The 25524-nt window shown below is 73.2% G+C and carries 25 protein-coding genes; 15 read left to right on the forward strand and 10 right to left on the reverse strand.

Translation table 11 applies throughout. The features are described 5' to 3' along the window. Positions 1 to 454 precede the first annotated feature (454 nt). On the forward strand, positions 455 to 1855 hold the full coding sequence (locus ACIQ5Y_RS30845; protein ID WP_403887688.1) for a nucleobase:cation symporter-2 family protein: 1401 nt from the start codon (positions 455 to 457) through the stop codon (positions 1853 to 1855). 98 nt (positions 1856 to 1953) lie between these two features. Here ACIQ5Y_RS30845 and ACIQ5Y_RS30850 read toward each other — a convergent pair whose 3' ends face one another. Then, positions 1954 to 3033: an Lrp/AsnC family transcriptional regulator gene (locus ACIQ5Y_RS30850; protein ID WP_403887691.1), complete on the reverse strand. Its 1080-nt coding sequence runs from the start codon at positions 3031 to 3033 to the stop codon at positions 1954 to 1956. Between the two features lie 149 nt (positions 3034 to 3182). Between ACIQ5Y_RS30850 and ACIQ5Y_RS30855 the strand changes: the two genes are divergently transcribed. Continuing rightward, entirely contained in the window at positions 3183 to 5453 is a 2271-nt protein-coding gene (locus ACIQ5Y_RS30855) for an ATP-binding protein (protein WP_403887694.1), read from the forward strand. 3 nt (positions 5454 to 5456) lie between these two features. On the opposite strand, the gene ACIQ5Y_RS30860 is transcribed toward ACIQ5Y_RS30855, so the two are convergent. Beyond that, the gene (locus ACIQ5Y_RS30860; RefSeq protein ID WP_403887697.1) at positions 5457 to 6050 is read right to left on the reverse strand and encodes a 3'-5' exoribonuclease domain-containing protein; all 594 of its coding nucleotides are present in this window, start codon (positions 6048 to 6050) and stop codon (positions 5457 to 5459) included. A gap of 113 nt (positions 6051 to 6163) precedes the next feature. Here ACIQ5Y_RS30860 and ACIQ5Y_RS30865 point away from each other — a divergent pair, with 113 nt between their 5' ends. Next, a complete protein-coding gene (locus ACIQ5Y_RS30865; protein ID WP_403887700.1) occupies positions 6164 to 6553 on the forward strand; it encodes a VOC family protein in 390 nt (129 codons plus the stop codon). 189 nt (positions 6554 to 6742) lie between these two features. On the opposite strand, the gene ACIQ5Y_RS30870 is transcribed toward ACIQ5Y_RS30865, so the two are convergent. Both ACIQ5Y_RS30870 and ACIQ5Y_RS30875 read right to left on the reverse strand, forming a co-directional pair. Next, positions 6743 to 7294: a hypothetical protein gene (locus ACIQ5Y_RS30870; RefSeq protein WP_403887703.1), complete on the reverse strand. Its 552-nt coding sequence runs from the start codon at positions 7292 to 7294 to the stop codon at positions 6743 to 6745. Between the two features lie 2 nt (positions 7295 to 7296). Continuing rightward, on the reverse strand, positions 7297 to 7863 hold the full coding sequence (locus ACIQ5Y_RS30875) for a hypothetical protein (protein WP_403887706.1): 567 nt from the start codon (positions 7861 to 7863) through the stop codon (positions 7297 to 7299). A gap of 312 nt (positions 7864 to 8175) precedes the next feature. Between ACIQ5Y_RS30875 and ACIQ5Y_RS30880 the strand changes: the two genes are divergently transcribed. From ACIQ5Y_RS30880 to ACIQ5Y_RS30905, 6 genes are all read left to right on the forward strand, one after another. Continuing rightward, positions 8176 to 8634, forward strand: coding sequence for a hypothetical protein (locus ACIQ5Y_RS30880; RefSeq protein WP_403887709.1), 459 nt, complete (start codon positions 8176 to 8178; stop codon positions 8632 to 8634). 135 nt (positions 8635 to 8769) lie between these two features. After that, a complete protein-coding gene (locus ACIQ5Y_RS30885; protein ID WP_403887712.1) occupies positions 8770 to 8949 on the forward strand; it encodes a hypothetical protein in 180 nt (59 codons plus the stop codon). A 60-nt stretch (positions 8950 to 9009) separates the two neighbouring features. Further along, on the forward strand, positions 9010 to 9573 hold the full coding sequence (locus ACIQ5Y_RS30890; protein ID WP_403887715.1) for a hypothetical protein: 564 nt from the start codon (positions 9010 to 9012) through the stop codon (positions 9571 to 9573). Between the two features lie 29 nt (positions 9574 to 9602). After that, positions 9603 to 10187 (forward strand): hypothetical protein, encoded by a 585-nt coding sequence (locus ACIQ5Y_RS30895; RefSeq protein WP_403887718.1) that lies wholly within the window; start codon positions 9603 to 9605, stop codon positions 10185 to 10187. 18 nt (positions 10188 to 10205) lie between these two features. Next, entirely contained in the window at positions 10206 to 10535 is a 330-nt protein-coding gene (locus ACIQ5Y_RS30900) for a hypothetical protein (RefSeq protein WP_403887721.1), read from the forward strand. A 35-nt stretch (positions 10536 to 10570) separates the two neighbouring features. Beyond that, positions 10571 to 10903 carry a hypothetical protein gene (locus ACIQ5Y_RS30905; RefSeq protein WP_403887724.1) on the forward strand — a complete coding sequence of 111 codons (333 nt, stop codon included), beginning with the start codon at positions 10571 to 10573 and terminating at the stop codon, positions 10901 to 10903. A 181-nt stretch (positions 10904 to 11084) separates the two neighbouring features. Here the strand turns inward: ACIQ5Y_RS30905 and ACIQ5Y_RS30910 are convergent, their stop codons facing one another. Then, positions 11085 to 12206, reverse strand: coding sequence for a GDSL-type esterase/lipase family protein (locus tag ACIQ5Y_RS30910; RefSeq protein WP_403887925.1), 1122 nt, complete (start codon positions 12204 to 12206; stop codon positions 11085 to 11087). 375 nt (positions 12207 to 12581) lie between these two features. On the opposite strand from ACIQ5Y_RS30910, the gene ACIQ5Y_RS30915 reads away from it, so the two are divergent. From ACIQ5Y_RS30915 to ACIQ5Y_RS30925, 3 genes are read left to right on the forward strand one after another with little or no spacing between them, the layout of a single operon-like run. After that, positions 12582 to 14318, forward strand: a complete 1737-nt coding sequence (locus tag ACIQ5Y_RS30915; protein WP_403887728.1) for an Hsp70 family protein — start codon at positions 12582 to 12584, stop codon at positions 14316 to 14318. Between the two features lie 24 nt (positions 14319 to 14342). Next, on the forward strand, positions 14343 to 15161 hold the full coding sequence (locus ACIQ5Y_RS30920; RefSeq protein ID WP_403887730.1) for a hypothetical protein: 819 nt from the start codon (positions 14343 to 14345) through the stop codon (positions 15159 to 15161). After that, positions 15158 to 16750, forward strand: coding sequence for a protein kinase (locus tag ACIQ5Y_RS30925; protein ID WP_403887732.1), 1593 nt, complete (start codon positions 15158 to 15160; stop codon positions 16748 to 16750). Before ACIQ5Y_RS30920 ends, ACIQ5Y_RS30925 begins: the two co-directional genes overlap by 4 nt. A gap of 85 nt (positions 16751 to 16835) precedes the next feature. Here the strand turns inward: ACIQ5Y_RS30925 and aceB are convergent, their stop codons facing one another. Continuing rightward, positions 16836 to 18455 carry a malate synthase A gene (gene aceB / locus ACIQ5Y_RS30930; RefSeq protein ID WP_403887735.1) on the reverse strand — a complete coding sequence of 540 codons (1620 nt, stop codon included), beginning with the start codon at positions 18453 to 18455 and terminating at the stop codon, positions 16836 to 16838. Between the two features lie 251 nt (positions 18456 to 18706). Beyond that, entirely contained in the window at positions 18707 to 19285 is a 579-nt protein-coding gene (locus ACIQ5Y_RS30935; RefSeq protein WP_403887928.1) for an NTP transferase domain-containing protein, read from the reverse strand. A gap of 306 nt (positions 19286 to 19591) precedes the next feature. Here ACIQ5Y_RS30935 and ACIQ5Y_RS30940 point away from each other — a divergent pair, with 306 nt between their 5' ends. Next, positions 19592 to 21076, forward strand: coding sequence for a PLP-dependent aminotransferase family protein (locus tag ACIQ5Y_RS30940; protein WP_403887738.1), 1485 nt, complete (start codon positions 19592 to 19594; stop codon positions 21074 to 21076). An 83-nt stretch (positions 21077 to 21159) separates the two neighbouring features. On the opposite strand, the gene ACIQ5Y_RS30945 is transcribed toward ACIQ5Y_RS30940, so the two are convergent. The 3 genes from ACIQ5Y_RS30945 to ACIQ5Y_RS30955 all read right to left on the reverse strand — a co-directional run bounded on the left by ACIQ5Y_RS30945 (position 21160) and on the right by ACIQ5Y_RS30955 (position 23576). Then, complete coding sequence (locus ACIQ5Y_RS30945; RefSeq protein WP_403887740.1) at positions 21160 to 21627, reverse strand: hypothetical protein; 468 nt, start codon at positions 21625 to 21627, stop codon at positions 21160 to 21162. A 123-nt stretch (positions 21628 to 21750) separates the two neighbouring features. Continuing rightward, positions 21751 to 22380: a response regulator gene (locus ACIQ5Y_RS30950; RefSeq protein WP_403887743.1), complete on the reverse strand. Its 630-nt coding sequence runs from the start codon at positions 22378 to 22380 to the stop codon at positions 21751 to 21753. Then, a complete protein-coding gene (locus ACIQ5Y_RS30955; protein WP_403887746.1) occupies positions 22377 to 23576 on the reverse strand; it encodes a sensor histidine kinase in 1200 nt (399 codons plus the stop codon). The genes ACIQ5Y_RS30950 and ACIQ5Y_RS30955 overlap by 4 nt, the downstream gene beginning before the upstream one ends. A gap of 134 nt (positions 23577 to 23710) precedes the next feature. Between ACIQ5Y_RS30955 and ACIQ5Y_RS30960 the strand changes: the two genes are divergently transcribed. Together ACIQ5Y_RS30960 and ACIQ5Y_RS30965 are read left to right on the forward strand one after the other, a co-directional pair. Next, on the forward strand, positions 23711 to 24799 hold the full coding sequence (locus ACIQ5Y_RS30960; protein ID WP_403887749.1) for an ABC transporter permease: 1089 nt from the start codon (positions 23711 to 23713) through the stop codon (positions 24797 to 24799). Then, positions 24796 to 25494, forward strand: coding sequence for an ABC transporter ATP-binding protein (locus ACIQ5Y_RS30965; RefSeq protein ID WP_403887752.1), 699 nt, complete (start codon positions 24796 to 24798; stop codon positions 25492 to 25494). The genes ACIQ5Y_RS30960 and ACIQ5Y_RS30965 overlap by 4 nt, the downstream gene beginning before the upstream one ends. Positions 25495 to 25524 lie beyond the last annotated feature (30 nt).

The raw sequence follows: 25524 nt of genomic DNA on the forward strand, positions 1-25524 counted from the left end.
CCCGGACGTCGGGGCGCCGCCGCCCCGCGGGGGGTCGCCCGGCGGGCCCGCCCCCCCCGGCCGGGCGTTTGGCCCCGCCCGCCCCCCCCCCGCGGGGGGGGGGGGGGGGGGCCCCCCCCCCCCCCCCCCGCCGCGGACCCGAGCGGGGTCCGCGGCAGCCGTTCCCGGGAGCGCCCGTGGTTCACCACGGGCGCCCCTGGGGGCGGTGACTCTTGCCAACCGGCATCACCTTGCCACCCGGCAGCGCCACTCGGCGTTGCCGTGTGGCTTCGCCATGCGCGAAAGCAGCCGCAGAACCGTTTGGGCGAACGTTCTGCCGTCGCTTCCGCACCCCTTGGGAAAAGCATTCGCACCACCACAACTCCATACAGGCTCGACTCGCATTGCTTTCGCATCACCTCCCTGAACCCACGTCGTCCCTGGCGACGTGTCTAAATAACGACCGGAGGAAGCCGTGGCCCTGCCGCCCAGGTTTCGCAAAGACGCAGTCGCAGTACCGGAGGGATCCGGGGGCAAACACCCGGTCGACGAGACCCTTCCCCCGCTGAAGATGTTCACCAGCGGGCTCCAGCACGTGGCCGCGATGTACGCGGGTGTCGTCGCCCCGCCCATGATCGTCGGACCGGCCGTCGGCCTCTCGGCCACCGAGACCGCCTTCCTGATGGGCGCGTCCCTCTTCACCGCGGGCCTCGCCACCCTCCTCCAGACCCTCGGTTTCTGGAAGATCGGCGCCAAGCTCCCCTTCGTCAACGGCGTCTCCTTCGCCGGCGTCACCCCCATGATCGCGATAGGCAAGGGGGAGGGGGACAACGCGATCCCCGTCATCTTCGGCGCGATCATCGTCGCCGGGATCGTCGGATTCTTCGCCGCTCCCTACTTCGGCAAGCTCGTCCGCTTCTTCCCGCCGGTCGTCACGGGCACGGTCATCACCCTGATCGGCGTCTCGCTCCTGCCCGTCGCCTTCAACTGGTCGCAGGGCGGCAACCGCACCGCCACCGACTACGGCTCGATGAAGAACATCGGCATGGCCGCGCTCACCCTGGTGATCGTCCTGCTGATGCGCAAGTTCCTGCGCGGCTTCCTCCAGCAGATCTCCATCCTGCTCGGCCTGGTCGCCGGCACGCTCATCGCGCTCCCGCTCGGCATGACCAACTTCGACGCCGTCAAGAACGCCTCGGTCGTCGGCTTCCCGACCCCGTTCCACTTCGGCGCCCCGCAGTTCCAGGTCGCCGCGATCATCTCGATGTGCATCGTCATGCTCGTCTGCATGACCGAGTCCACCGCCGACATCCTGGCGCTCGGCAAGATCGTCGGCCGTCCGGCGGACGCGAAGACCATCGAGGGGGGCCTGCGCGCCGACACCCTCGGCAGCGCGCTCAGCCCGCTCTTCAACGGGTTCATGTGCAGCGCCTTCGCCCAGAACATCGGGCTCGTCGCCATGACCAAGGTGCGCAGCCGGTTCGTCGTCGCCGCCGGCGGCGGGATCCTGATCCTGCTCGGCCTCTGTCCGATGGCGGCCTCCGTCATCGGAGTGGTCCCGCTGCCCGTCCTCGGCGGCGCCGGCATCGTCCTGTTCGGGTCGGTCGCCGCCAGCGGAATCCAGACCCTGGCCGGGGCCGCCATGGAGAAGGGCGAGAACGCCCTGATCGTCGCCGCCTCGGTGGGCATCGGCCTGATCCCGATCGCCGCGCCCAACTTCTACCACGCCTTCCCGAAGGACCTCCTGGTCGTCCTCGACTCCGGCATCAGCACCGGCTGCGTCGTGGCGATCCTGCTCAACCTGGCCTTCAACCACCTCGGTGCCAAGAAGGACGCGGCCCTGGCCTCCGGCCCGGAACCGGTGCCGGTGCACTGACCGGGCACCCCGCCCCGTACGAACCGTTCACGGCTGTGCGCACGCCACCCACTGCGGGTGTGGCGTGCGCACAGCCGTGTCCGCGCCCCGTGCGCCCCTCAGACCGCCCCGGAGGCTTCCGGTGCCGGCTCCGACCAGATGTCCGGCGCGACCGTCCGGATCCGGCGGCCCTCGTGGTCCAACTCCTGCGCCTCGCACTTGCGTACGTACAACGACACCGCCGAGTCCGTGATCCGCAGCCCGGGCAGCCGCCGGGCGAGGTCGGAGGTGTAGCGCGAGAGGTCCTCCAACGTGCGCAGCCGCGCGCTGATCATGAAGTTCCAGCGCCCGCTCACCGACATGCAGGTACGGGTCTCGCGCAGCCCCGCCGCGGCCGCCGCGCAGTCCGCCACCTCGTACTCGGCCACCTCCGCCCACACCGTCGCCGCGACCGGCCACCCCGACAGCCCCGACGCGAGCGCGCTGCTGAAGCGCAGGCTCTGCCCCGCCTCCAGCCGGGCCAGGCGCCTGCGCAGGGTCGACTCGCTCATCGCGAACTCCCTGGCCAGCGAGGCCACGCTGCGCCGCGCGTCCGCGGCCAGGGCCAGGACGAGCGGCCGTTCCTCCGCCGCCATCGAGGCCGTGGCCGACGGCGCCGCCGAGAGCGGCCCGCCCGGCGGGCGGCGGGTACGGCCGGTCCGTCCGGTCAGCCGGTCGCTCTGCGCCGGGGTCAGCTGGTCCAGGCGCCAGCGGTCCGGGGCGTAGTGCACGGCCGTGACCACCGAGGACCGCGTCGAGACCACCCCGGGGATCAGCTGCACCCGGAAGGACAGGTACCGGTACAGCGCGTGCAGGTCCGGCACCGCCACGAAGACCAGCAGGTCACGACCGCCGGTGAGGTGCTCCACGCCCAGGGCGTGCGGATCGCCGGCGAGCGCGGCCCCGACCGCCGGAGAGGTGCCCGCGGAGCAGGTGACCTCCACCCAGGCCATCCGGGGCGGCGTACTGCCCGTGCGCAGACCGATCCCGCTGATCCACGCCTCGCCGGACTCCGTCAGCCGTTCCCAGCGGCGCGCGAGGGTGTCCGGGCGGGCACCGAGCACCGGCCCCAGCCGTTCCCAGCTCGCGCGCGGAGCGAGCTGCAGTGCGTGGACGAGCGCCCGGTCCAAGTCGTCCATGGCGGAAATGGCCGAATTCATCACCCTCACCTGGTGGATCTCCCGGTAGCCGTTCGGTCATCCGGACTTTCGGCCGATCATCTCTCTTCCTGCATTCAACAGCTCACCCGGGCTGCCGAAGGCGGGTTCAGGACATCGGGGGAGGATCTGTGGGGGAGGCCGGCTCGGGCATGCGCCAGACGGTGCCCGCGGAGCTGTCCGGCTTCATCGGCCGGGAGCGGGAGCTGGCCGCCGTCGCGAAACTGCTCGCGGTCGAACGACTGGTCACCCTCACCGGCCCGGCCGGCATCGGCAAGACCCGCCTCGCCGTGCGCACCGTACGGTCCCTGACCAGCAGTGACGGCATCGACGTGTGCTGGGTCGACCTGGCCCGGCTGGATCCGCCGGGGCTGTCGGAGCTGGAGGCCGGGCTGGCGGTCGCCCTCGCGGGGCGCGAGGCGCTGCTGGTCCTCGACGGCTGCGAGCAGCTCCGGGGGCGTGCCGGGAGCCTGGCCGGGCGGCTGCTCGCCGACCTTCCCGGGCTGCGGATTCTGGCCACCTCGCAGCGCCGTCTGTGGCTCCGGGAGGAGGTCGAGGCGGCCGTTCCGCCGCTGTCGCTGCCGCCGGCGCCCGTGACGGTCGCCGGGCCCGCCGGGCCCGTGGGACGGATGCCGGTGGCCGAGATCGCCGGGTACGCGGCCGTACGGCTCTTCGAGGAACGGGCCCGGGGCGCCGACCCCTTCTTCGAGCTGACCGAACGCAACGCCGGAGCCGTGGCGGCCCTGTGCCGGGCCCTCGACGGGATCCCGGGCGCGCTGGAACTCGCCGCCGGACGCTCCCACCAGTACGCCCCCGACCAGGCGCTGCGCCGGCTGGCCGCGGATCCGCTGACCTTCCTCGCGGGCGGCGCGGGCCGGGGCACCCGGGTCGACGCGGAACGCTCGTACCGGCTGGCGTCGCCCGCCGAGCGGCTGCTGCGGGAGCGGCTGTCCGTTTTCGCCGGCTCCTTCGACCTGGCGGCCGCCGCGGAGGTGTGCGGCTTCGGCGTGCTCACCCGGGAGGGCGCCGCCGAGGTGCTGCGGGACCTCGTCCCCGGTCTGCTCGCCGACGGCGGGCCGGGCCGCTACCGGCTGCCGCTGTCCGTACGGGCCCACGCGGCCCGGCTGCTCGCGCACGGCCCGGCCGGGGAGGGGACGACGGCCGCCCGGCGCCACCACGAGCGCTGCCGGGTGCTGGCGGAACGGGCGGCGCAGCTGTGGCGGGAGGGGGCGCAGGCGGAGGCGCGGGAACTGGCCCTGCGGGAACTGCCGGAGCTGCGGGTGGCGATGAACCCGCTGTCCGCGACCGGCCCGGCCGCCGCCCTGGAGATCGCCGTGTCGCTGTGGTTCCTGTGGTCGGCGTGCGGGCTGACGGAGGAGGGCCGGCGCCATGTGGAACGCGCCCTCGCCCTGCACCCGGCGCCGCGGCCGGCCCGCGCGCTGTGGCTGGCCGCCTGGCTGGTGGCGAGCCTCGGCGAGGCGGCCGGGGCGGACCCGCTGCTGGTCGAGGCGTGGAGTGCGGCCGTGCAGGAGGGGGAGGACACCTGCCTGGCCTACCTCGCGCATGTGCGGGGCACGGTCGCGCTGTGGGAGGAGCGGCACGAGGACGCCGTCGCGGAGTTCCTGGAGGGGCTGGAACTGCTGCCGGAGCACCCGGAGTTCGGCCCCGGCCGGGAGGCACTGCGAGCCGCGCACACCCTGGCCCTCGCCCACGCCGCCCCGTCGTCGCTCGGCCCCGCCACCGACCTGCCGGGCCCGCTGACCGACCCGCGGTTCGGTCCGGCCACCGACCTGCCGGGCCCGCTGACCGACCCGCGGTTCGGTCCGGCCACCGACCTGCCGGGCCCGCTCACCGACCCGCGGTTCGGTCCGGCCACCGACCTGCCGGGCCCGCTCACCGACCCGCGGTTCGGCCCCGCCACCGACCTGCCCGGTCCGCTCACCGACCCGTCGCCCGGTCCCGCCACCGGCCTGCCCGGTCCGCTCACCGGCCCGCCGTTCGGCCCCGCCATCGCCCCTTCGCCCGACTCGCCGTCCGGTTCGGCCGCCGGCCCGCCGGGCCGTCCCGCCGATCCGTGGGCGCGCGCCTGGAGCGACTTCGCCCATGCGATGGTCCACCGGCACGAGGGCCGGCAGGCAGCGGCGCGGGAAGCCCTGCTGCGTACCCTGGCGACCCTGCTCGCCCTCGGCGACGGCGTCGGCCAGGCCTTCGCGGCGGAAGTGCTCGCGGAACTGGAGGCGGACCGGGGGCGGTACCTGGAAGCCGCGCGGCTGCTCGGCTGCGTCTCGCGCACCCGTCCGGCCGCCGCGCCCGCCCCCCGCGCCGAACGGGTCCTGCGCGCCCGGCTCACCCCGGAGGCCTTCCGCTCGGCCCTCCGCGAGGGCGCCCGCACCCCGCTGCGCCGCCTGCTCCCGGAAGTCTGAGACTCAGGGCGTCCAGAGCATCAGATTGCTCATCAGCTCGGCCTGCTCCACGGCGTCGTCGAGCGCGTGGTGCGTGTGCCGCCGCGAGCTGTGCAGCTCGCGCGGCATCCGGCCCTTGACCGCGGCCCGCAGCGGCACCCGCGCCTTCGTCGCGTACAGGGTCTTCATGTCCAGGCAGCCGGAGTGCCCGAAGGGGCTGTCCCCGCCGAACCGCATCAGGTACCAGTACAGGAAGGTCCAGTCGAAGGACGCCGGATAGCCACACATCACGGGCTGCGCCCCCGCCTCCGCCGACACCTCCCGCACCCAGGCGCGGAACGCGTCCATGGCGGCCGCCGGATCCTCGCCCTCGCGGACGAGCCGGTCGCGGTCCAGCCCGCTGACGGCGAGCGCCTCGGGCACGTACTCGTCGCTGATGGGCCGCAGCTCCCGGTAGAAGGTCCGCTGCTCGGGGTCGGCGGCCGTATACGAATCACCGTCCTGCCGGCCGGCGACCGCCGCCCCGAAGCTGATCATCGAATACGGTCCTGGGATGGGTCCGTCGGCCTCGATGTCGACGGAGATGTACAGGCTGGGACGTGCGCTGCGGACTGCCATGCGCGAGAGCATGCCGGCTGCGCCCCGCGTGATCACCCCATTTCCCGGTCGACGGCCGTGGGGCCCGGGAGGAGACTGGGAAGAGGGGTGCGCGCCGGATCGAGGTAGGGATCATGTTCGAGGACACCAAGGCGTTCAGCGGCTTCTCCGTCGACGACCTGGGCCGGGCCAAGGAGTTCTACGCGGGCACGCTCGGGCTCCGCGTCACCGAGGACGAGCCGCGGATGCCGCTCCTGACGCTGCACCTCGCCGGCGGCACGAAGGTGATGGTCTACGCGAAGGACGACCACGAGCCCGCGACCTTCACGATCCTCAACTTCCCCGTGGCCGACGTCGAGAAGACGGTCGACGAACTCACCGCGAAGGGCGTCCGCTTCGAGCGCTACGACGGCTTCGAGGCCGACGCCAAGGGCATCGTCCGCCAGGAGGACGGACCCGCCGCCATCGCCTGGTTCAAGGACCCTGCGGGCAACGTCCTGTCCGTGCTCAGCGAGTCCATGTAGGAGCGGGGCCGCGGCCGCGGGACCGCACGGGGCCGGGGCCGGGTGCATCCACAGGTCCCGTTCCCGCGCTCCGCGGTCGCCGCCGCCACCGCCGGCGTCTGGAAGCAGACCACCGACGGCCACGCCGAACCGTGGACCCGGGCATGCTCACAGCGGCCCGCGGCCTCGCCTCACACCACGGCGTCCGCCCTAGTTGATCGTGTCGTCGCATTCCTCGGCCGCGGCCGCCTTCGGCGGTGCGGCCAGTGCTTTTCGCCAGTGCGCCACTTCACCGGCCACACCGCGTTCCACCGGTTCCACGTACCACACCCACGCTTCCGTACCGGGCGCGCCGCTGGTCTCGCCGGTGAAGCCGGCGACGTATTGCCGGCCGGGCTCCAGCAGTGCGTACCGGATGAGTCCGTCGGGCACCGCGTACCGGCCCGGTGCCCCGCCCCGCCGTGCGGACTGCGTCACGGCGAGTTCGGCCGGGAACTCACCCTTCACCGTCTCCAGCACCTTCACCTGCGTCGTCAGGGCCGCGTTCGGCTCCCCTGCCGGCTCCCGGTACGCGCCCGTCCGTACCGCCTCGACCACCGCGACAGCCTTCGATTCGTCGGCGATGCTCGCGTCGTCGCTGAAGTCCGGCCCGCACACCGAGTGCACTGCCGTCGGGCCGCCCGGGTCCAGTCCCCACCACGCGCCGCCCGCCACGAGAGCTCCGGCCGCGAGCCCGGCGACTGCCCATCGCCTACCGTTCATGATCACTTCCAAAGTGCCTTGTAGTTCGCCTTGTCCGTGTCGGTCGGGGAGTCGAACACGTCCTGCGGCTCCTTCCACATCAGCGACCTCACGTACGACCCTCCGCCGTCCGACTTGTGGCACAGCCCGAGCGCGTGCCCGATCTCGTGTGCGGCGACCTGCCGCTGAATCGCCGGACTGGACCGGTCCAACGTCGCCCTGTTGAACCGGATGTAGTCAGTCGCGGCGATCCCGCCGTTCCGCTCCCAGTAGGCCGATTTCTTCTGCCCGGCATCGGAGTAGTCGGCGAACTCCAGGTCGTTGACGGTCGTGGCGGAGTCGGCGAGGAGCTTGATGGTGGAGCCCTTGTACTGCCACGCCGCAAGTCCGTGCTTGCGCGCGGTGTCGTAGCCGGTGGCGTCCGTCCACCGGATCTCTCCCTCGTCGACGGAGCTGTCCTCCCGGGTCTCGGAGGAGTCCCGGCCGGTGGTGTCCACGCACGGCGCGGCCACCACCGCGGCGGCCGACGGGGGAGTGACGGGGGCGAGGGCGGTGACGGCCGCCGCGAGGCCTACGAGGAGCAATCGCATCCGGCCGACGGTAGGTGCTGCCGGATGCGGCGGAACGGTTCCTCCCGTGCCATGTCCCCCGTACGGGCTCGTCTCGCGACGGTACCCCCGGGCACCGCGCCCCCGCCATCCGCGTGCACTGCCTCCCCACCCCGGCCGACGCCCGAGCCATTGCCCTGGCGGTGGCCGCGTGACCATCGCACCCGTCGCACCCGCCCACCACCGGGCGGGTGCCCCGCCCGGACCTTCCTGCGACGGCCGGCCGCCGACGAGCCGACCGCCATCGTCCGCCCCTCTTCCCGCCTCGCGCTCCACATGCTCGACCGTGAGGCGATGCCCCGCCCCGTCCTCACCGCGATCCGCACCTGCCCCGGCTTCAGTGCCGTCAGCTACGTCGAGGCCACCTGGTACGTCGCCGAGCGGCTCAGCGGCTGGGCGGACGCCGTAACCCGGGAGTTCATCGACACCGGCCGTGACGCCGCCGCCCGCCGGTACGGGTTCGACATCTGGCACCTCGACCGGATGTGCGCCGAGACCGCCTCCGCCACCAGCGAACTGCGGGACGAGACGCCCCCGGTGCACGGCGACGTGCCTGCACCTGCCGAGTCCTCACCGGCCCACCGTCCGCGCACCGCCCCTCCTGCGACCTCGCGTACGGCACCCACCAACCCGCCCCCCAGAGGGGCCTGGCACGTCCGAACTCCACCTCGGAACCGGCCGCCCGTGGCGCGTTTCGCCCCCATGGCAAACCGTGCCGCTACTGCCGCGTACGCTGCCTACTGGCTCCCGTGACCGGCCGACCGGCCCGGACGGACCCGCCCCGCCCCGCACCCCGGGCGACGCCGGTCCGCCCCCGCAGGCAGCACCACCACACTCGCCGCGCACCGTCCTGCCCGGCCACGCACGCCACCGCAAGGAACACGCGTCATGCACCAGCACACCCCAGCCGTGCCGCCCGTGGGGCACCGGCCAGGACCAGGCGGACTCGGCGGCCGCCAACTCGGCTCATGCGTAGGCGAGTCAATGAACCACTACCCGAACGATGAAGCGGACCGCCAGGAGTGCGTGGACGCCTGCACCGACACCGCCCGCACCGGCTCCTACTGACCATCGCCACCTGCGGGCCCGGCAGAACGCTGTCGGGCGCGCCTCGACCAGGAGCACCACGTGACCACCCCGCCGCCACCCCACCCCCCGCAGCAGCCGCAGTTCCCCGGGTGGGGACACCCGCCGCCCCCGCCGCCCCGCGAGGGCAGCGCCACCGGGTGGAAGATCGCCACCAGCGTCCTCGGCTTCCTCTTCCTGGCCTCCTGCGCCGCCAACCTCGCCGACGGCGACGAGAGCGGCGACAACACCGCCTCCTCCGGTGAGGTCCGCAGCGAAGAGGAACGCGTCCGCAAGACGTGCAACGTCCCCGACGAGGTGGAGACCCGCGCAGACGCACCGGCCACCGGCGATGTCACCGCCACGGGAAAGCCCGTCCGCGCCGGCTATCGCGTGACGTACTGCATCACCAACCACAGCGACGTGCGCGCCGACTACCGGGTGAAGTTCGAGTTCCTCGACGCCTCCGGCTACGTCCTCGACTCCGCCCCCCTCAAGGTCGAGTCGATCCCGTCCGGCAAGACCCTCCTCGGGGACTTCACCCCCATCGACGCCGACGCCCGCATCCTCCGCGACATCGCCACCATCCGCGTCGCCACCGCATCTCGCACCGAACTCGGCCGCTGACCCGCCGCCCACCACGAAGGACACACGCCATGGCCAATCCCACCGCCTCCGGCCTCGTTCGTACGGCCGCTCTCACGTTGTCCGGTGCGGCTCTCCTCACCGGCTGCACCAGCGGCCCGCAGACGCCCACGCAGGCCACCCCGTCCCCCACGGTCGTAACCGCCCTGCCACCCACCCCCGTGATCACGCAGGGCCCCGCCCCCGCCGCGCCCACCAAGCTGCCCGACATCTCGAAGGGGTTCGTGGACTGCCTCGACCGCACCGACCCCCTCCCGCGGAGCGACATCAGCTTCACCAAAGTCGAGTGTTGGCACGGCGCCGGATTCATCAGCATGACCGGTACCATCCCCGCCGACCTCACCAAGAGCGGCGCCTTCGGGATCGCCTCCTACATCGTCGGCATCCGCTACACGCAGGCCGGCCGCACGTGCATGGGCTCCGGCATGGTCGCCAACCTCCTCGGCACCACCGGACAGCGCCCCGACACCGAAGTCTCCGGGGAAGCCTTCAAAGGCATGACCGCCGGGTGTCCGGCCACCGCCGACCCCGACGACGGGACACACGTCACCGTCCTGTACGTCCGGCCGGCCACCGGCGCCGACCTCGCCCCCTGACCCCGAAGGAGCACACGCATGCTGCCCTACATCCACCTCCACCCCGGCACCCGCGTCTTCCACCAGGACACCCGGTGCCCCAAGCTGCCCGCGCCCGTCCCCGACGACCAGCGCATCACCGAACTCGAAGCCCTCACCGCCGGACTCGCCCCCTGCTCCCACTGCGGACCCGTCGTCTACGTCCGCCACGGCGACGTGCGGGAGCGGTACCACCTGTACCGCGACTGCCACCCCTTGGCCTTCGCCGACCGCGACACCTGCGACGGCTACGCCCCCCACAGCCGCGAGGAAGCCGAAGGCCCCATGGGCCTGACCCTGTGCGGCATCTGCGCGCAGCGCACCCGCTGACCCTCAACCACCCACCACGAAGAGGCACACCACACATGGCCACCTACGCCGACACCCTCACCTTCACCAACGGCGACCGCACGCACACCATCACCCGCGCCGCCGTCGAAGCCGCAGCCTCCCGCCTCACCCCCGCCCACCAGACCAGCCCCCGCAACCCCGTCTGGTTCGCCCTCGTCGGCGGCGGCGTCCACTACGTCTGCGCCCTGGTGAAGCAAGCCACCGACCAGGACGTCAAGGTCGACGAGGCCCGACTCCTCCTCCACGACCTCGGGTTCCAGATCCTTGCGTGGATGTGGACCAGGACCAGCGTCGAAGCCGCACACCCCTGCCACGGTGGCACCAAGTCGACCGCGCCCGGCGCCTGACCGAGCCCGTGCACGCCGACAGCCCCCGCACACGAGCCGTGTGCGGGGGCTGTCCGGGAGCAGAGGTCGGACGGAGGCCGCCGCCGGGCCACCGCGCCGGGTCGGCAGCGCGGCGACGAGGCCCAGGCCGGCCCTGTAAGAGGCGGGGCCGCGGCCGCCGGACCGCGGCCCCGCCGGACCGCTACGGGGCCGGGGTCAGGTACATCCCCGTCTCGTCCCCGCCGGCGGTGTTCTTGCAGCCGACGGCGGAGCCGGCGGGCTGGCCGAGGGCCAGGGCGAGGCAGCGGCCGGCCGCCAGCTGGCCGTAGTAATTGGGGTGCATGGACTCCTGGACCAGGCCCTGGGTCTCGCTGCTGTCGATCCAGCGCGCCCACTCGCTGGTCTTCGCCGAGGCCGGCACCGTCGAGCTCACCAGCTTGCTGGCCTTGGCGCACACCTCGCGCCCCTGGAGCATGTCGCGAAGGTCCAGGAACTGCACGCCCTTGGCCGCGGCGACCCCCTTGATGCGGTTCGCGATCTGCGGCACGAGGGAGTCCCGCGCCCAGTCCGAGTCCCGGTTCCAGAAGGGGCAGCCGCCGCTGTTGAGCCGGCTCCAGTCGCTCTGCGTGTACCGGTTCTCCGCGCCGCGCGGGATCGGCGACGGGTAGGACTGCAGCACGATCCGGTACGAGGAGTCGGCGTACCCGGCCGCCCGCATCACGGCCCGGATCTCGTCCACGGACTTGCCCACGCCCGCCATCGCCGCGTCGATCTTCCCGTCCACCACGGCCTGCTGGTCGTCGTAGCAGTACGAGTTCCAGAGGATGAAGTCGTACGCGCACTCCTTGATGATGTCGGCGAAGCCCAGGTCGTTCCCGCCGACGGACAGCGCGATCACCTTGACGTCGTGGCTCGCGGCCACCGCGGCGAGCTGATCGGCCTGCGGGGCCTCGCCCTTGAACGCCACACCGCCGTTGGCCGCCCGGAACACGTTCTGCGAGACGGCCCCGGAGCACGCGAGGTTGACCGCCACGTCGGCGACCGCACCGGCGCTGCGCACCTCGGCGGAGTCCGACCGGTGGCACCCGCCGGCGGTGGTCCCGTACACCTTGGCGGGGTCGTACGTGCTGCCGCTGACCCAGGCCCGGTCGGTGCCGCCCCGGCTCCCGGTGTTGGTGAGGCTGTTGCCCTTCCAGCGCCCGGCCTCGCCGGAGATGTAGCTGTCGCCCATGGACACCACGGCGGTGGGGCCGCTCCCGGTGCTCGCGGCGGAGGTCCCGGCCCCGCCGGCCAGCAGCGCCCCGACGGCGAGCGGCAGGACCATGCCGGCCCCGGCGAGCCGTCGCACCCGACGGCGGTCCCGGTCCTTGCTTGAGGTGCGGAATCCGATCACTGCGGAACTCCTGCGTTCGGCCATGCCGAAGTCGGCAACGACTCCGCTGCATGGCTGGGAAGTGGGGGTACCGCCGGCCGGTGGCAACCGGAAAGGTGACACGGCCCACGTTGTTACCGCTAGGTAGCCGCAGGTTACGACTGAGTAACGACCGACCGGTCGTTCGGCGTTTCCGGCCACCGTGGCCGGATCAAATCCCGTGCCCCTCAACCCTTCTGACGGGCCGTCCGATCATTCCGGATCCGTGTGTAACAATGTCGTCCCTCCCGGCCGCGGGCACCGGTGAGAGCGAGGGGGACACCGCACATGACCCACAGGGTTGTCGCTGCCATCGACTTCGGGACGCACGGCTCGGGATTCGCCTGGGCGGTCCTCCCGGCCGGCGCGGACGTCCCCGGCGAGCGTCAGATCGACTATCCGGACCAGTGGGACGACGCTCCCGTCACCTACCCGAAGAACCTCTCCGCGCTCTTCCTCGACCCCGACGGAGTGGACCGGCACTGGGGATACTCCGCCCGCCGAGCGGGCGCCGCCGGCGAGCCGGGACGGCTGGAGCACGGCTTCAAGATGTGGCTGCGCACCGAGGACCGCGAGCCCGGGCAGGGTCCGGGGAACGGACTCGTCGGCACCCCCGAGCAGGCCGTCCCGCTCATCGCCGCCTACCTGCGCAGACTGCGTGAAGCGGCCCTGGAGCGGATCGTGACGGGCGGCGGCTTCCTGGAGTCGGACATCCGCTGGTGCCTGACCGTCCCCGCCATCTGGGAGCCGGAGGAACGCAACCTGATGCGCGAGGCCGCCCGCCAGGCCGGCTTCCCCGCGCACGACCGCGGCCGGCTGCTCCTGGTGACCGAGCCGGAGGCCGCGACCGTGTACTGCGCCCAGGACGCCGCCGGCATCGGCGGCCTCGGCTCCCTGGCCACCCTGGTCGTCGACTGCGGCGGCGGCACGGTGGACATCGCCGCCTACCGCTCCCGGGACGACGGCTCACTGGAGCAACTGCACCCGCCGAAGGGCGGAAAGCTGGGCTCCAACTACATCAACCGCCGCTTCCAGGTCCAGGTGCTCGCCCCGAGGCTCGGCCAGGAGGCGTTCAAGGCCCTGGAAGCCGCCCCCGCCCAGCTCCTGGAGCTGATGGACGCCTTCGAACGGGTCAAGACCTCCTTCCGCGGCGACGGCGACAGCGTGGTGCGGATCCCCATCTCCCTCAAGGCCAGCCGGATCATCGACCCGCACGGCGGATCCGAGCGCCTCGCCGCGGAGCAGCAGGGGGTCGACGACCACATCGTCATCGAGCCCGACGTCATGCGGGGCCTCTTCCAGGGCACGATCGATCCGCTGGTGCAACTGGTCAGCACCGAGATCCACAAGCTGCTCGCCGACCCCGCCGTCGCCGCCGACGGGCTGCGCGTGGTCCTGGTCGGCGGGTTCGCCCAGTCGCCCTACGTCCAGAGCAGGCTCGGCCACCACATCGACAAGGAGTTCCCGGGCGGGGTCCACCTCATGATCCCGCCCAACCCGTCCCGGGCGGTGCTCGGCGGGGCCGTGCACTACGCCTGCCGCCCCGAGGTCGTGCACTCCCGGCGCGCGGCCAACACGTACGCCCTCGAAATCTCCGCGCGCCGCAAGTTCGGCGGGGTGCTGCGGGAGTCCGGGAGCGTCCGCGAGCTGAAGATCACCAAGGTCAAGGGCAAGGGGGCCTTCCGCGACGGGGTGCTCGACCCCCTCGTCCTCATGGGGGAATCGGTCCGGGTCGGAAGCGAGCGCACCTACTCCCTCGCCCCGCTCAGCAGCGACCAGCGCGAACTGCGCGTGGCGCTGTACGCCGTTCCCCAGGTGAACGACCTCACCGTCAAGACGCCCGGGGCCCGGCTCCTCGGCTCGGTCGTCGTCGATCTCTCGGAGTCGCTCCACCGCGCGGTGGAGCACCGTGCGGTGGACCTGTACTTCACCTTCGGTGGCACGGAGATCGGCGTGGCCGTGGTCAACCCCCGTACCCAGGCACGCCGAGACACCGTCGTCGAGTTCGTCGGAGTACCCGAGTAGGCAGTACGAGAAGAGGAACGCCAGATGGAGCGCTCAGAACCGGACCGAGGACTGCCCGCCGCACCGGGTGCGTGGCCCGCCGGCCGTCACCCCGCGCCGTCCCCGCTGCCGCCCGCGCCCACGCAGCCGCCCCCGCACCCGTCCGGCGTACCCGGCCGCGCCGAGGAACAGCAGGACGACGCCCGCCGGGGGTTCCTGCCGTGGAAGGTGTTCCAGGAAGCACGGGTCCTGCGGGCGGAGGTCGAGTCGCTGCGCGCCGAGATCGCCGCCCTGCGCACCGAGGCGGAGGACCGCCGGGACCGGCTCGACAAGCTCTACGAGGTGGTGCACGGACTGCGGGCCGACCGGACCACCGAACTGGAGAGCGCCCACAACGAGACGGCCCGGGAGTACGCCGCGCTGCGCGAGCGGATCGTCAGCCGCTGCGCGGACGCCGTGGAGGCCGGGGCGGACGAGCTGTACGACCGGCAGGAGCGGTGGGAGAACCATGTGCGGCTCACCGCCGCGATGTTCCGCACCGCCTTCGGCGAGCACCCGGCCGCCGAGGAGCAGTGGCACCGCACCGCCGCCCGGGTGCTCGGGGCCGAGGGGAAGCTCGGCCCGGTCACGGACCTGCACGCGCACACGGCGGAACTGCGCGCCCGGATCGCCGAACTCGGCGGGGTCCACCGCTGGAACTTCGAACTGCGCCTGGGCCGGCACCTGGACACCGGCCTGCACGAGCTGTGGCCCAGGGCCGACGAACGCGAACCCCTCACCCTGTGCGTCGCCCCCGCCTACCACGTCGTCGGCCGCACCCCGCACGTCCTGCCGCTCGTCCACACCGCGATCGGCCGCGTATGACCGCGTCCGACCGCCCCCTGGACGGGAGCGTCCTCGACGGCCGCTACCGACTGGACCGGCTGCTCGGGCGCGGCGGCATGGGCGAGGTCTGGCAGGCCGGCGACCTCGCGACCGGGGCCACCGTCGCCGTGAAGACGCTCCTGGGCCAGACGCCGGCCTCGCCCGAGGCCCGCGCCCGCTTCCGGCGCGAGGCGCGCACCGCCGAGCGCGTCGTGAGCCGGTACACCGTGCGCCTGCTCGGCTCCGGTTCGGACGCCGGAGTCGACTACCTGGTCATGGAGTACGTACGGGGACGCAGTCTGGAGCGGGAGCTCGCGCGGCGGTTCGTCGCCGACCGGACCCGGGGCTGGGCCGTGTCCGTCCTGCGCGGGATCGTCCAGGGCATCGTCGACGTGCACGCCGCCGAGGTCGTGCACCGGGACATCAAACCGTCGAACGTCATGCTCACCGACGACGGCCACGTCAAGGTCTGCGACTTCGGCATCGCCAAACCGGTCGGCAACGAACTGGTCACCCAGCTCACCGCCCCCGGCCAGATCCTCGGCAGCGCCCCCTACATGCCCCCGGAGCAGTGGACCGGCGGCACGGTCACCTTCCAGGGAGACCTCTACGCCTTCGGGTGCCTGGCGTACGAACTGCTCACGGGGGACCGCCCCTTCGGCACCCACGACTCCAGGGAGGCGTACCGCCGGGCCCACCTGCAACACCGGCCCGAGCGGCTGTCGGTCCTGCGCCCCGATCTGCCGCCCGCCCTGGACCTGCTGGTGTCCGCGCTGCTGGAGAAGCGCCCCGGCGACCGGCCGGCCTCCGCGGAACTCGCCGCCATCGTCATGGACGTGGCGCCGCTGGAGGCCTGGGGCCCGGTGCGGGCCAGGCAGCGGCTCGCCGCCCACGACGCGGAAACCGACAGGATGCTGCGGGACGCGGAGCACAACTGGCTCTCCAACCGGCCGGAGGCGGGACTCGCCGCCAGCCGGGAGGTGGTGCGCCGCAGGACGCTGGTCAACGGCCCGCAGGCGGACGCGACCCTGCGAGCCCGCCGGGTGGAGGCCGACTGCCTGTGGACCCTGGGGGACCTGACGGAGGCGCTGGCGCTCAGTGAGGAGCTGGCCGAGCAGCGGGTCGCGGTGCTGGGCCCGTACAACGACGAGGCGATCCTCTCGCTGCGGGCCTGGGCCAGCCGGCTCGGATACCTGGGGAGGTTCCCAGAGGCGGTGGTACCGCTGACGCGGATCGTCGAGGCGCGCCAGGACACCCACGGGACCTACTCCCCGGAGTACCAGCGGGCCGCCCACGAGCTCGCGCTCTGCCTGTCGGCCTGCGGCCGCGGCCAGGAGGCGGTGCCGCTGCTCCGGGCCGTGATCGCCGGGCGTACGGACCTGCTCGGCGCGGAAGCCCCGGAGACCCTGGAGAGCCGCCTGCTGCTGGGCGCGGTCCTGCTGGAGAACGACGCCGCGGCGGAGGCGGCCGGCCTGCTCGAACCGCTGGAGGCGGCGCTCGACCGGGGCTGGGTCCCCACCCAGCGGCCACCGGACCACGCGCGGGCGCTGATCGCCAACGCCAGGCTGCGGGGCAAGCGCAAGCGCTGACCCGCGGACGCCGCGGACGCGACTCCGCCCCCGTGCCGTGGGGCGACGGGGGCGGAGTCGTTCACGCGCGGCTGCTGTGCGATGGTCAGCCGGCGAGCTGGTCGTACGCGGGGAGGGTCAGGAAGTCCGCGTAGTCCGCGTCCAGGGAGACCTGGAGGAAGAGGTCGTGGGCCTGCTGCCACTTGCCGGAGGTGAAGGCGTCCTCGCCGACCTCGGTGCGGATGGCGGCCAGTTCCTCGGTCGCGATCTTGCGGGTCAGGTCGGCCGTGGCCGTCTCGCCGTTCTCGAAGACGACACCGGCGTTGATCCACTGCCAGATCTGCGAGCGCGAGATCTCGGCGGTGGCCGCGTCCTCCATCAGGCCGAAGATGCCGACGGCGCCGAGGCCGCGCAGCCAGGCCTCGATGTAGCGGATGCCGACCTGGACCGCGTTGCGCAGGCCGTCGTAGGTGGGCTTCGCGTCCAGGGAGTCGATGGCGATGAGCTCGCCCGGGGCCACCGAGACGTCCTCGCGCAGGCGGTCCTTCTGGTTCGGCTTCTCGCCGAGCACGGCGTCGAAGGAGGCCATCGCGATCGGGACCAGGTCGGGGTGGGCGACCCAGGAGCCGTCGAAGCCGTCGCCCGCCTCGCGGTCCTTGTCGGCCTTGACCTTCGCGAAGGCGATCTTGTTGATCTCGGCGTCCTTGCGGGACGGGATGAAGGCCGCCATGCCGCCGATGGCGTGCGCGCCGCGCTTGTGACAGGTGCGGACGAGCAGCTCGGTGTACGCCCGCATGAACGGGGCGGTCATCGTCACCGCGTTGCGGTCCGGCAGGACGAACTTCTCGCCGCCGTCACGGAAGTTCTTGACGATGGAGAAGAGGTAGTCCCAGCGACCGGCGTTCAGGCCCGCCGCGTGGTCGCGCAGCTCGTAGAGGATCTCCTCCATCTCGTACGCGGCGGTGATCGTCTCGATGAGGACGGTCGCGCGGACGGTGCCCTGCGGGATGCCGACGTAGTCCTGGGCGAAGACGAAGATCTCGTTCCAGAGGCGCGCCTCCAGGTGCGACTCCGTCTTCGGCAGGTAGAAGTAGGGGCCCTTGCCCAGGTCGATCAGGCGCTGCGCGTTGTGGAAGAAGTACAGGCCGAAGTCGACCAGCGAGCCGGAGGCCGGGGCGCCCTCGAACTGGAGGTGGCGCTCCTGGAGGTGCCAGCCGCGCGGGCGCATGACGACGGTCGCCAGCTCGGCGGCGGGCTTGAGGGCGTACGCCTTGCCCGTGCGGGCGTCGGTGAAGTCGATGCGGCGCTCGTAGGCGTCGATCAGGTTGAGCTGGCCGAGGACGACGTTCTCCCAGGTGGGGGCGGAGGCGTCTTCGAAGTCGGCGAGCCAGACCTTGGCGCCCGAGTTCAGGGCGTTGATGGTCATCTTGCGGTCCGTCGGACCGGTGATCTCCACGCGGCGGTCGTTCAGCGCGGCCGGGGCCGGGGCGACCTTCCAGTCTCCCTCGCGGACCTGTGCGGTGTCCGGGAGGAAGTCGAGGGTGGAGGTCCGGGCGATCTCGGCGCGGCGCTCACCGCGGCGGGCGAGGAGCTCGGCCCGGCGGGGGGCGAACCGCCGGTGGAGCTCCGCCACGAAGGCGAGAGCCGCCTCGGTCAGGACCTCGTCCTGCCGGGGCAGGGGCTCGGCATCGACGATGGCCAGCGGGGACGGCGCTGGTGCGGACATATCTGTCACTCCTTCAGCGGCGGTGCCTGGCGGCCGCGGGGGAATGCTCGCGCTGGACGGCACGCAGTGTCGTCGGGTGTGGAGAGTTCCGGCATACGGTCGCGGGCGCCGAATGTGGTTCAGGGCGCTTCTGACCAGTGGATAGTAATTTCCTCATGGTGGAAGTTCAATGGTTTGTTGATGTCGAGATTCTCTGAGTCGACATATTCCGTATCCTCGTGGCCCTCAGTGCCATCACCGTCACACCGTGCTCAGGAGAGACGGGCCAGGTCGGGGGGTGTGTCGATGTCGAAGGCCTCCGCCACGTCCCCGCACTCCACCAGGACGAGCTCCCCGACGTGTCGCGCGAGGTGCACCCGCGCGCCCTTGTCGCCCGTCGCCGTCGCCGCGATGTCCGCCCAGCGCTCCGCGCCGAACAGCACGGGATGGCCGCGCTCCCCGTCGTACGCGGCGGCGGCCAGGCTCGCCGGAGAGCGGTACGCCTCCCGGACCCGGGTCACGGCGGCCGGGCCGATCCCGGGCTGGTCCACCAACGAGACCAGGACCGCGCTCGCGCCCGTACCGGCCAGCGAGGCCAGGCCGGCCCGCAGGGAGGAGCCCATCCCCTCCGCCCAGTCCGGGTTGTCCACGACCGTGCAGCCGGCCAGGTCGGCCCGCTCGCGGACCTCGGGGGCCGAGGCGCCGAGCACCACGTGCACCGGGCCGCAGCCCGCTTCGCGCAGCACCCGTACGGCGTTCTCCACCAGCGGGCGGCCGCGGTAGGGGAGCAGGGCCTTGGGGCGGCCACCGAGGCGCCGGCCGCCGCCGGCCGCCAGGAGCAGGCCCGCGATCACCGGGGGAGCGGTGTGGGCAGGGGAGTCGGTTTCGGCGTCGGTGTCGGCTGGCACGTCTCCGATTCTCGCTCGTGCGGAGAGGCCCGGCGGCGCCTCTTCAGAACACCCGGCACAAAGGCCAGTACGGAGGCCAGCGCGGCGCCGACGCGCAGCGGCGCGGAGATCCGGTTCTCGGTGGAGGCCAGCAGGGCGCGTTCGTCACGGTCGGTCAGCATCTCGGCTGCTCCTTGCCAATCGGGGGCCAATACGGCGAGTCTGGTCCTCGATTGGCCTGGCCGGCAGAGCCAATCAGGGGAGGTTGGCATGGCAAACGGGCGAGTCGTCCACACAGCGGACAGGACGATCGGCAGCCGCCAGCTCGCGGCCCTGCTCCCCGCGGAGGTCCTGGTCCGCCCCGGCTACCGCTCGCTCGCCGACGCGATCCGCACCCTGATCCTCGACGGCCGCATCGCCCTGCACGTGCGGCTGCCCGCCGAGCGCGAGCTCGCCGAGGCCGTCGGCGCCAGCCGGGCCACCGTCACCGGCGCCTACGACCTGCTGCGCGAGAGCGGCTACGTCCGCAGCCGGCGCGGGGCCGGCACCTGGACCGAACTCCCCGACGGCCACCTCCCCGTCGGATCCCCCGCGATCGTCGGGACGGGCGCGCGCGCCGACGGCGACTCCGGTGTGGACCTCGCCATCGCCGCGATGGGCGCCCCCGAGGGCAGCCTGGCCGAGGCCTTCGCCTGGGCCGCGCCGAGGCTGCCCGAGTTCGCCCGCAGCCCCGGCTACCACCCCTACGGCCTGCTCGACCTGCGCGCCGCCGTCGCCGACCGGTTCACCCGGCGCGGACTGCCCACGCACCCCGGGCAGATCCTGGTCACGGCCGGCGCGCAGCAGGCCTTCGCGCTGGTCGTCAGCCTGCTGTGCCGGGCCGGGGACCGGGTCGTCACCGAGAACCCGACGTACGCCAACGCCCTCGACGCCCTGCGCCACGCACGGGTGCGCACCGGCTCCATAGCCGTCTCCGACGCGGGCTGGGACATGGAGATCGCCGAGTCCACGCTGCGCCAGACCGTGCCCCGGCTCGCCTACGTGATCCCCGACTTCCAGAACCCGACGGGCAACCTCATGCCGCCGGAGCAGCGGCTGCGGCTGCTCGCGGCGACCCGGTCCACGGGTACCTGGCTGGTGGTCGACGAGACCATCGCCGACATCGCCCTGGACGTGCCCGCGCCCCCGCCGATGGCCTCGCTGGCCCCGCGCGGCGGCGCCGACCACGTGATCACCATCGGCTCGCTGAGCAAGACCCACTGGGGCGGCCTGCGGGTCGGCTGGATCCGGGCCACCGCGAAGATGATCACCGAGCTGACGGCCGTACGGGTCTCGGCGGACATGACCGGCTCGGTCCTCGACCAGTTGATCTCCCTCCCCCTGATGGACGGCCTCGACCGGTCCCTGCCGGCCCGGCTGGAGGAGCTGCGGACCCAGCGCGCGGCCCTCGTACGCTCCCTCCAGCGGCACACCCCCGAATGGTCCTGGCAGCTCCCGCCCGGTGGGCTCTCGCTCTGGGTGGACCTCGGGGAGCCGGTCAGCTCCGCGCTGGCCGAGCGGGCCGCGGCGGCCGGCGTCCACATCGGCCGGGGCGCCCGTTTCGGCGTGGATCCGGGCACCTTCGAACACCGGCTCCGGATCCCCTACACCCTGCCCGCAGACCGCCTGGACGAGGGCGTACGCCGCCTCGCGAGCGCCTTCCACGACGGGGTGCCGCTGCCTTCGGCGGTGGAACGGCCCCACTGGGTGGCGTAGGGCCTGTCGTCACATTCCCGTCTGCCCCGCGACGCCGGGCGACGACGGGAATGTGACGACAGGCCCCAGGGGTTTCCGGCGGCTCAGCTGCGGGGCCGGAAGTACGCGTTCGCCGCCGGGCGGAACATCAGGGCGACGGCGGCGAGCACCGCCCCCACGTGCACGGCCCGGCTCGCGCCGAACACCCAGTCGAGGGCACCCGCCTGCGACAGCGCCGCCGACAGCGAACCGCCGTCGGCGAGGTACCCGAGCGGCTGCACCACCATCGAGGCCGTACCGAGCACCCCGAGACCGATCGCGAGGGTGATCCGGGCCCAGCGGGCGCCGCCCCGCATCCTCCCCGCGACGAGCACGGCGACGGTGAAGACGGTCAGCCGCACCGCCAGGCCCACGCCGATCTCCCCGGCGGAGGCGGTCCCGTCGGCCACCATCCGGCCGATCGCGAGCACGGTCTCGAAGGCCCCGGCGGCCACGGCCGTGAGCCAGAGCCGGTGGGCCGTACGGACTTCGGCGGGCGGTGTGGTCGGACGGGTCGGTAACACGGTCTGCACGGTCTGCATCGGAGGCTCGCTCTCGCATCGGGAACTCGATGCCCCGATGCTCCCGCCCGGGGGCCCGCGCCCGCCCGCCTGCCTACCGGTGTCCCGGTACGGGGGCCAGCCCCACCAGGACGGTTACGGCGTCCGGATCAGGCGGCGGGTCGCGGCGGCGGCCACCGCCGAGGTGCGCGAGTCCACGCCGAGCTTGGCGTAGATGTGTACCAGGTGGGACTTGACCGTGGCCTGGCTGAGGAACAGCTTCTTCGAGATCTGCTGGTTCGACAGCCCGTCCGCGACCAGCTGCAGCACCTCCAGCTCCCGCTTGGTCAGCGCCTCCGCCGGCGTCCGCATCCGGTCCATCAGCCGCAGCGCCACCGCCGGGGCCAACGCCGACTGCCCCGCCGCGGCCGTGCGCACGGCCGCGGCCAGTTCCTCCGGCGGCGCGTCCTTGAGCAGGTAGCCCGACGCGCCCGCCTCCACCGCCGCCAGGATGTCCGCGTCCGTGTCGTACGTGGTCAGCACCAGCACCCGCGGCGCGCCCGGGCGGGCCGTGATCAGGGCCGTCGCCTGGGAGCCGTGCATGCCGGGCCCGAACTGGAGGTCCATCAGGACCACGTCCACCGGCTCGGCGGCGGCCAGTTCCACGGCCCGCTCGGCGGTCGCGGCCTCCGCGACCACCGCGAAGTCCGGTTCGGTGTCCAGCACCGCGCGCAGCCCGGCCCGGACCACCGGGTGGTCGTCGGCGAGCAGCAGCCGGATCGTCATCGGGACGCCTCCAGGGGCAACGGCAGGGTGACGGCCACGGCGGTGCCCTGACCCGGATCGGACTCCACGGTGAACAGCCCGCCCAGGGTCTCGGCGCGCGAGCGCATCGCGGGCAGTCCGAAGCCCCCGTCGCCCGAGGCCGCCGCGGCCGAGGAAGGGTCGAAGCCCCGCCCGTCGTCGACGATGTCCAGGGTGACCGAGGCGTCCATGAAGGTCAGCGTGATCTCGGCGCGGTCCGCGCGCGCGTGCCGCACCACATTGGCCAGCGCCGACTGCGCGATCCGCAACAGGGCCACCTCGTACGGGGTCGGCAGCTCGCGCGGGCCGCCGCTCAGCGAGAACCGCACCCGGGGTCCCGGCGCCCCCGCGCACAGCCGCTCCAGCGCGGCCGCGAGCGACCCGTGCTCCAGGTCCGGCGGGGTCAGGGCCCGTACGAAGCGGCGTGCCTCGGCGAGGTTCTCCTGGGCGGCCTCCCGCGCCCGGGCGATGTGTTCCAGCGCCGGGGCCCGCTCCGGGAGCGCCCGCTCCGCGGCCCGCAGCAGCAGCTGGATGGAGGACAGGCCCTGCGCGAGGGTGTCGTGGATCTCCCGGGCGAGCCGCTCCCGTTCGGCCATGATCCCGGCGCCCCGCTCGGCCGCGGCCAGCTCGGCCCGGGTCGCGATGAGCTCCTCGATCAGCTCCCGGCGCCGCTCGCTCTCGCGGTACAGCGCCTGGTAACCCAGTACGGTCGCCACCGCCACCGCGCCGCCCAGCAGCGGCCCCAGGAAGGCCCCGGGCGTCACCGCGCCGCTGTGCCCGAGGAAACCGGCGATGGCCGCGCAGGCGGTCACCGCGACGGCCGTGACGCCCCAGCGCAGCCGCAGCAGGTGCAGCTCCAGGAAGTACAGCGGGAAGGCGATCCACAGTCCGTCGGGCGAGACCACGAGCAGCGCCGCCCAGACGGCGCCCAGCGCGGCCAGCCACACCGCCGCGGCGCGCGGCGAGCCGTGCACCGAGGGGGCTCGTACGCCGGCCACGTACACGGTGGTCAGCAGGGCGCAGACGGCGACCACCGAGCCGGCCCGTGGCTCGGAGTCGGCGACGGCCCGCCCGGCGGCCAGCGCGAGCAGCCCGAAGAGCAGGGCGTGCAGGCACAGCCGCAGGACGCGGGAGACGGGGGTGAGGGGGCGCGGTGCGGGGGGATTCAGAACAGCCATGGCCCGACCAGCGTAAGTCGGGCCCGGGCACCCCCGGTCAACCAAAAGTTTGATGTCCGCGTGCGTCCTTCGATACCAGGATCGCTCCCGTGGCGCGATGCCCCGTGCCCACCCGGAAGACCAAGGTGGGGGACATGTTCGTCGCATGGAGAGATCTACGGTTCGCCAAGGGCCGCTTCGCCCTCATGGGCTCGGTCGTGTTGTTGATCACGCTGCTGGTCGGCCTCTTGTCCGGGCTCACCTCCGGCCTGGCCCGGGAGAACATCTCGGCCATCACGGGTCTGCCCGCCACCCATCTGGCCTTCGCCGCACCGTCCGGGGACCAGAAGGTGTCGTTCACCAATTCCCAGGTGCCCGCGAGCGCCTGGGAGGCCTGGCGGGGGCGGCCGGGGGTGAGCTCCGCGGAGCCGCTCGGCATCCGCACCACCAACGCCGTCTCGGGTGAGCGCACCGCCGGTGTCTCCGTCTTCGGCGTGGACCCGTCGGGTGGGCTCGCCCCGGGCGGGGCCGGGCTCGCACCGGGCCGGGTGGTCCTCACCGAGAAGGCCGCCAAGGAGCTCGGCGGACTCACCGCGGGCGCCAAGGTCAGGATCGGTCCACTGGAACTGACCGTGGCCGGCGTCTCGGGCACGGCCGCCTTCAGCCACACCCCGGTCGTGTGGATGGACCTTGCCGACTGGCAGCGCATCGGGAACCCCGGCACCTCCACCGCCACCGTGGCCACCGTCGTCGCCGTCTCCGCCGACGGGAACGCGGACCTCGGCGCCGCGGACAAGACCGCCGGGACCAAGGCCATGACCGTGGACGAGGCGCTCGGCGCCATCGGCTCGTACACCTCCGAGAACGGCTCGCTCCAGCTGATGCGCGGCTTCCTCTTCGCGATCTCCGCGCTCGTCATAGGAGCCTTCTTCACGGTGTGGACGATCCAGCGCAGTGGGGACATCGCCGTCCTGAAGGCACTGGGTGCCTCCACCCCCTACCTGCTGAAGGACGCCCTGGGGCAGGCCGTGGTCATGCTCGCCATCGGCACCGGGCTGGGCACCGCCCTCGCCGCCGGCTTCGGCGTGCTGATCAGCGGCGGGGACGTGCCCTTCGTCCTCGACGCCGCCACCGTGCTCGTCCCCGCCGCGATCATGATCGTGCTCGGTGCGCTGGGCGCCGCCCTGTCCATCCGGCGGATCACCGCCGTAGACCCGCTGACCGCCCTCGGGAGCGCCCGATGACCCTCCTCGTCCACGACGTGACGCTCACCTACCCCGACGGCGACGGGAGGCTCACCGCCCTCGACTCGGTCGGCCTGGAGGTCCCCCCGGGCACCCTGACGGCCGTGATCGGGCCCTCGGGCTCCGGGAAGTCCAGCCTGCTCGCGGTGGCCGCCACCCTGGTCACCCCGGATTCCGGCCGGGTCGTGGTCGCGGGTACGGACGTCACCGGGCTCGGCGCCGCCGAGAAGGCGGCGCTGCGCCGGGAGAAGATCGGCATCGTCTTCCAGCAGCCGAACCTGCTCGCCTCGCTCACCGCCGCCGAACAGCTCCAGGTCATGACGCACCTCTCGGGCCGGCCCGCCCGCACCGTACGCCGCCGCGCCCTGGAACTGCTGGACGCGGTGGGGCTGGCCGACAAGGCCGACAAGCGCCCCCACCAGCTCTCGGGCGGCCAGCGCCAGCGGATCAACATCGCCCGCGCCCTGATGAACGAGCCGGCGGTGCTGCTGGTCGACGAGCCGACCAGCGCCCTGGACCACGAGCGCGGCGCGGCCGTGCTCGACCTGCTGGTCACCCTGACCCGCGAGCGCTCCACGGCCACCGTGCTGGTCACGCACGACCACGCGCACCTGGACCGGATGGACCGCACGGCGACGATGACGGACGGCCGCCTGACCCAGGGCGCGGAGCCCGAGCGGGTCCCGGCGTCCTGAGCGGGCAGGACGCGCGAAGGCCCCGGCTCC

The sequence above is a fragment of the Streptomyces sp. NPDC096339 genome (genome assembly GCF_044762985.1).
Lineage (GTDB): Bacteria > Actinomycetota > Actinomycetes > Streptomycetales > Streptomycetaceae > Streptomyces.

Excerpts from the sequence above, each read along its gene's own strand:
- ACIQ5Y_RS30860 (WP_403887697.1), bottom strand. The coding sequence starts at position 6,050 with ATGGCAGTCCGCAGCGCACGTCCCAGCCTGTACATCTCCGTCGACATC.
- ACIQ5Y_RS30955 (WP_403887746.1), bottom strand. The coding sequence starts at position 23,576 with ATGGCTGTTCTGAATCCCCCCGCACCGCGCCCCCTCACCCCCGTCTCC.
- ACIQ5Y_RS30915 (WP_403887728.1), top strand. The coding sequence starts at position 12,582 with ATGACCCACAGGGTTGTCGCTGCCATCGACTTCGGGACGCACGGCTCG.
- ACIQ5Y_RS30920 (WP_403887730.1), top strand. The coding sequence starts at position 14,343 with ATGGAGCGCTCAGAACCGGACCGAGGACTGCCCGCCGCACCGGGTGCG.
- ACIQ5Y_RS30900 (WP_403887721.1), top strand. The coding sequence starts at position 10,206 with ATGCTGCCCTACATCCACCTCCACCCCGGCACCCGCGTCTTCCACCAG.
- ACIQ5Y_RS30895 (WP_403887718.1), top strand. The coding sequence starts at position 9,603 with ATGGCCAATCCCACCGCCTCCGGCCTCGTTCGTACGGCCGCTCTCACG.
- ACIQ5Y_RS30870 (WP_403887703.1), bottom strand. The coding sequence starts at position 7,294 with ATGAACGGTAGGCGATGGGCAGTCGCCGGGCTCGCGGCCGGAGCTCTC.
- ACIQ5Y_RS30865 (WP_403887700.1), top strand. The coding sequence starts at position 6,164 with ATGTTCGAGGACACCAAGGCGTTCAGCGGCTTCTCCGTCGACGACCTG.
- ACIQ5Y_RS30885 (WP_403887712.1), top strand. The coding sequence starts at position 8,770 with ATGCACCAGCACACCCCAGCCGTGCCGCCCGTGGGGCACCGGCCAGGA.
- ACIQ5Y_RS30880 (WP_403887709.1), top strand. The coding sequence starts at position 8,176 with ATGCCCCGCCCCGTCCTCACCGCGATCCGCACCTGCCCCGGCTTCAGT.
- ACIQ5Y_RS30910 (WP_403887925.1), bottom strand. The coding sequence starts at position 12,206 with ATGGTCCTGCCGCTCGCCGTCGGGGCGCTGCTGGCCGGCGGGGCCGGG.
- ACIQ5Y_RS30875 (WP_403887706.1), bottom strand. The coding sequence starts at position 7,863 with ATGCGATTGCTCCTCGTAGGCCTCGCGGCGGCCGTCACCGCCCTCGCC.
- ACIQ5Y_RS30940 (WP_403887738.1), top strand. The coding sequence starts at position 19,592 with ATGGCAAACGGGCGAGTCGTCCACACAGCGGACAGGACGATCGGCAGC.
- ACIQ5Y_RS30965 (WP_403887752.1), top strand. The coding sequence starts at position 24,796 with ATGACCCTCCTCGTCCACGACGTGACGCTCACCTACCCCGACGGCGAC.
- ACIQ5Y_RS30950 (WP_403887743.1), bottom strand. The coding sequence starts at position 22,380 with ATGACGATCCGGCTGCTGCTCGCCGACGACCACCCGGTGGTCCGGGCC.
- ACIQ5Y_RS30960 (WP_403887749.1), top strand. The coding sequence starts at position 23,711 with ATGTTCGTCGCATGGAGAGATCTACGGTTCGCCAAGGGCCGCTTCGCC.
- ACIQ5Y_RS30925 (WP_403887732.1), top strand. The coding sequence starts at position 15,158 with ATGACCGCGTCCGACCGCCCCCTGGACGGGAGCGTCCTCGACGGCCGC.
- ACIQ5Y_RS30855 (WP_403887694.1), top strand. The coding sequence starts at position 3,183 with ATGCGCCAGACGGTGCCCGCGGAGCTGTCCGGCTTCATCGGCCGGGAG.
- aceB (WP_403887735.1), bottom strand. The coding sequence starts at position 18,455 with ATGTCCGCACCAGCGCCGTCCCCGCTGGCCATCGTCGATGCCGAGCCC.
- ACIQ5Y_RS30850 (WP_403887691.1), bottom strand. The coding sequence starts at position 3,033 with ATGAATTCGGCCATTTCCGCCATGGACGACTTGGACCGGGCGCTCGTC.
- ACIQ5Y_RS30905 (WP_403887724.1), top strand. The coding sequence starts at position 10,571 with ATGGCCACCTACGCCGACACCCTCACCTTCACCAACGGCGACCGCACG.